Below are 5,007 nucleotides of genomic sequence, written 5' to 3' on the forward strand. Positions count from 1 at the left end.
AAAGAGCTGGAATTAAAAAAAGAAATAAAAAAAGGATTTTTGCAAAAATTATTTCCCAGAGAATAATATTATATCTTAAGAACATTGACATTAGCTATCGCATTTACCCTTCTTCAGCGTGAGTTAAAAAGTGATATTAAGGAATTAGAATTTTTAATGGAGAATTTATTTGTATCAGAAAATCAAGATTTACCTAAAATTATTAATATAGTTTATGATAATAACTGGCGTAAAATGAAATTGAGTGATATAGGTGATACTTACACAGGAATAAGTGGCAAATCTAAAGACGATTTTGGTCATGGAGATGCATGGTATATTACTTATTTGAATGTTTTTAATAATGCTATTGCAGATTTCAATTTAAAAGAAAAAATTGAAGTAGATATTAAACAAAATGAAGTGAAGTATGGTGATGTATTATTCACAACTTCTTCAGAAACTCCTGATGAAGTAGGTATGTCGTCTGTTTGGTTGGGAACAGAAAGTAATATTTATCTAAATAGTTTCTGTTTTGGTTTTAGACCCAAAATTGAAATTGATCCATATTTTTTAGCCTATTTGTTAAGAAACAAAAACGTTAGAAAAAAAATATCGAAACTAGCACAAGGAATATCTAGATATAATATTTCAAAAGTGAAATTGATGGATATTGAAGTTCATATTCCGGAAATAGAAGAACAGAAAGAAATAGGATTAATTATTAATAAACAATATCAACTGATAAAATTAAAAGAAAAAGAAATACAAAATTTAATTAATACAAAAGCTGCATTTCTTCAAAAATTGTTTCCCAAAGGGTGATAAAAATGAATTATTTCGAATTTGATGATGAGTTAGAGATTGAAAAACAACTTATCGAGTTTATGGGCGAAGGTTATAATCAATGGACCTTTCGTAAAGATTTAAAATCCGAAAATGATTTATGGAATAATCTGCGTCAAAAGATTTCACAAAATAATGTATCTGAATTAAGGGACTATCCTTTAACTGATAATGAATTTGAGAAGATAAAAATTGAATTACTAAATAATACACAAACTCCTTTTGATGCTGCTAAATGGCTAAAAGGAGAGAATGGAATTGCACGTATTACAATTGATCGTGACGATGTCAGCTTGGGTGAAGTTTCTTTAGTATTATACTCAAATTTAGATATAGGCGGAGGTATTTCTAGTTATGAAATTGTACATCAAATTGCGACACAAAGCTCTGTTGATGGTGGGAGAAACCGCCGATTTGATGTAACTTTATTAATTAATGGACTGCCAATTGTACAAATTGAACTTAAAAAATCTAATGCAAAAGATGGGATTTACCAAGCATTTAATCAGATAAAAAAATACGCTGAAGAAGGATTATTTAGAAATAATATTTATTCAACTGTTCAGTTATTCGTTGTATCTAATCTTCAAACTACCAGATACTTCGCTAATGCTTTACCTGAATTTATGGATAAGAAATTTTTATTTTCCTGGAGAACTAAAGATAATAAGAAAGTAGATAATTTATATGAATTCTGTAAACAATCATTAAACATACCAGATGCACATCGTTTAATTGCAGACTACACAATTGTCAGTGAAGACCAGGATAATAAGTTGCTTATGGTACTACATCCTTATCAAATACATGCAATTGAAGCATTAATGGAATCAGTAAGTAAACATGAATCAGGGCATATATGGCATGCAACAGGTTCAGGTAAGACATTAACATCATTTGTAGCAACTAAGCTTCTTGCGAAGCGCCCGGGTGTAGATAGAACAATAATGTTAATAGATCGTAAAGATTTGGATAATCAGACAACAACGGAATTTACTAAATTTGCTTCTGAATTTAATACAGGAATAACAAGTGGTAAAGGAAAATCTAATAGCTTAATTGTTGGTACTGGTGATACTAGAGAGTTGACTAATGAACTATTATCGGACTCAAATTCTAACGTTGTTATTGTGACTACAAGACAAAAATTAGATTCTGCACTAAAGCGAGCTAAAAAAATTGAAGAAGAAAAGGGAAGTTCACGTTTCAGTAAATTATTAGGTCAACATGTTGTATTTATTGTTGATGAATGCCATCGTGCTGTTTCGTCAGAAAACATGGAACATGTGAAGTCATTCTTTCCTAAATCAACATGGTTTGGCTTTACTGGAACACCTATTTTTGAAGTGAATAAAAAGCAAGCAAACGGGAAATTAGCACGTACAACTTTGGATCAATATGGACCTGTATTACATACGTACACTATAAAAAATGCACTCGAAGATGGTTCAGTACTTGGTTTTCAAGTTGAACATGAGAATACTGTAGTTCACAATACTTTATATAATAGGATTTATGAGTTCATTAAGTTAAATAATCCTGATATTGCAGATTATCCGGATAAGATTAATAAAAAGATTGATGAAATGTCTGATGTTCAAAAAGAAACATATTTAGATTCTTCTGTATATGAGTCTAATGATCATATCGAATTAGTAATTGAAAAGATATTTAGACCAGATAATGCATACACTAAATTCGATTTTAGAAATGGAAAACCAACAAAATCCGCTATATTAACAACCTCTTCGATTGAAATGGCGAAAAAATATTATCATGCTATAAAAAAAATGAAGAAAGAAAAAAATTGGATGACAAATCGTTACAAAAATCATCCTCTTAGAAAGGGACGCACGATAGAAGATCCGGATTTCCCACGAATTGCGATAACTTATTCATTAGACGAAAATATTGATCAAGCAAAAGAGAAGCAAGATGAAATGAAACAAATATTAGAAGATTATAATAAATATTACGGTACTTCTTGGAATCTTGAAGGAATTGAGCGTTACAACGGGGATATCAATAATCGACTAGCTAGAAAAAAAGCAGAATATAAAGAGTTCGGTAAACAAATTGATTTAGTAATTGTAGTAGACAGACTTTTAACAGGATTTGATGCACCGGTAATGCAAACTTTATTTGTGGATAGAAATCTTGAATACGCTGGTCTTATACAAGCATTCTCAAGAACAAACAGAACTTTTAAAGGTAAGGACAAAGGATTAATCGTCACTTTTAGAAAACCAGCAACAATGGAAAGAAATGTTGAAAATGCTACTAAATTATATTCAAATGAAGATAATGCTACTAATTTAGTATATCCAACGTATAAAGATTCAAAGAAAAGATTTGAAAATAATTATAAAGAATTTAATTCAATAATTCAAAACAACCCAAATATAGATGAGAACTCAGATACTAATTTGCAAATAGAGTATGTGAAGAATTATCAAAAGACTTTAAAAGCATTAGAAGCATTAGTTACTTATGATGAATTTAATAATGATATTGAAACTAAAAAAGCATTAAATGAAAAAATGCAAGTCATTGAAAATCATCGAGGTAACTATGAAAATGTTAAAGGAAAATTAAAAGACCTTAAGGATGGTAAGGATGATAGTTCATTAAGCGAAATTGAATTTTTCTCTGATGATAACAATAATACTTATAATATCGATTCCGCATATATTGACCAGCTATTAGGAAACTATAAGGCAAATAGTACAAATGTACGAGAAGAAATAGAGAAGGCTTTAAAAAAATTAAATAAATCAGAAAAAGTTAGACATGTTTATCAAGAAATATTAAACCAAATAGATAACAATCCTAATGAAAAGCAGAATGATATTTTTAGTATAAAGAGAAATTATTTTACGCATGCTAAGAATGAAGTAATAAGGGATTTTGCTAACGAGTGGAAACTTGGTGAAAAAGAATTGCATACATCAGCAATTCAATATGTGGCAGAATCGAATGATATTCCATACTTTACAACGATAATGAAAAATGCAAATTTTACAGAGTTTAAAAAAGAACATGCAGATATAAGTGGACTAAAATATAGAAGTCAAATAAAAGAAGATTGGATTAATATACTTAATAAAGAAATTATTCCGTTAGATAATGAATTAAGATAAAAATATGAGGTGAAAATGGCACAAATGCTATTTCACCTCTTGTTTATATAAATCTTCAGCATGAGATAATAATTTTTAACTTAAGCTTGAAATTGAGCGCATTATCAAATCAACATCTTGGTTCTCTAATTCTTGAATAACATGTAAATATGTTTTTTGAGTAGTAGTCATGCTTGCGTGTCCTAACCTTCTAGCAACACTTGCGATAGATACACCGGCAAATAATAGAACAGAAGCATGTGTATGTCTTAAACCATGAATTGAAATCTCGGGTATATTTGATTTTTTACATAAATGAGTTAAACGACTATTTACAGTTGAATTATAAATTTTTCCTTTTCCTTTTACGAATATTGGTTTGTCTTCGGGTAAATTCTTTGTAAGTTCGGAGAACTGGATGACTGTTTGCCAATCTAGTTTAACTTTTCTAACAGAAGACTGATTCTTTGTTGGTAGAAATCCTCCAGCGTCTTTGTAATCCCAAGTTTTGTTAATGTTTAGAGTTTGACGGGGGAAATCAAAATCATTTGGAGTAACGGCTAATGCTTCAGAGAAGCGAATACCTGTCTTGGCAACTAATAGAATAAACCAATCCCAATTGATTTCATTTCCTAATTTGAGTTGTGTAAGCAATGTATGAAGCTCGAATTGATTTAAATACTTAGTTTTTTTGGATCTTGGAGTTTTACCTTTAATAATTGCTTTACGAGTAGGATCTCTTTCTAAATATCCTTCATCAACAGCATCTAGAATAGCGCCTTTTAACTGATGGTGAAAATCCATAGTAGTTTGTTTTTCATGTTCTTCGGCATAATCATTAAGTAATTGTTGATAAGTTATTCTTGAAAGATCGCATAATTTAAGTTTTGGAGCAAGTTTGATTAACCATTGATGTGTCATTAAATACTTTGACATAGTGACTTTTCTAATTGCACCTTCTTTGTAAATCATAATCCAACGTTTGTAATAAATGTGGAATAATTCATCTTTTTTTACTTCTTCTAGCATTAAAATACCTCCTTTTTAAGAATTTTTACTCACG

General features: G+C 29.6%; 3 protein-coding genes. 2 read left to right on the forward strand and 1 reads right to left on the reverse strand.

From position 1 onward, the window contains the following. Positions 1-156 precede the first annotated feature (156 nt). Both OCL94_RS13060 and OCL94_RS13065 read left to right on the forward strand, forming a co-directional pair. Positions 157-804, forward strand: coding sequence for a restriction endonuclease subunit S (locus OCL94_RS13060; RefSeq protein ID WP_262997359.1), 648 nt, complete (start codon positions 157-159; stop codon positions 802-804). Between the two features lie 5 nt (positions 805-809). Further along, the gene (locus tag OCL94_RS13065; protein ID WP_262997360.1) at positions 810-3,965 is read left to right on the forward strand and encodes a type I restriction endonuclease subunit R; all 3,156 of its coding nucleotides are present in this window, start codon (positions 810-812) and stop codon (positions 3,963-3,965) included. A gap of 75 nt (positions 3,966-4,040) precedes the next feature. Here OCL94_RS13065 and OCL94_RS13070 read toward each other — a convergent pair whose 3' ends face one another. After that, complete coding sequence (locus OCL94_RS13070) at positions 4,041-4,973, reverse strand: site-specific integrase (RefSeq protein ID WP_262997361.1); 933 nt, start codon at positions 4,971-4,973, stop codon at positions 4,041-4,043. Positions 4,974-5,007 lie beyond the last annotated feature (34 nt).

Source organism: Macrococcus capreoli (assembly GCF_025628935.1).
Taxonomy (GTDB): Bacteria; Bacillota; Bacilli; order Staphylococcales; family Staphylococcaceae; genus Macrococcoides; species Macrococcoides capreoli.

What these genes read in the sequence shown, in the direction of transcription:
- OCL94_RS13060 (WP_262997359.1), top strand. Translation starts at nt 157, where the DNA reads ATGGAGAATTTATTTGTATCAGAAAATCAAGATTTACCTAAAATTATT.
- OCL94_RS13065 (WP_262997360.1), top strand. Translation starts at nt 810, where the DNA reads ATGAATTATTTCGAATTTGATGATGAGTTAGAGATTGAAAAACAACTT.
- OCL94_RS13070 (WP_262997361.1), bottom strand. Translation starts at nt 4,973, where the DNA reads ATGCTAGAAGAAGTAAAAAAAGATGAATTATTCCACATTTATTACAAA.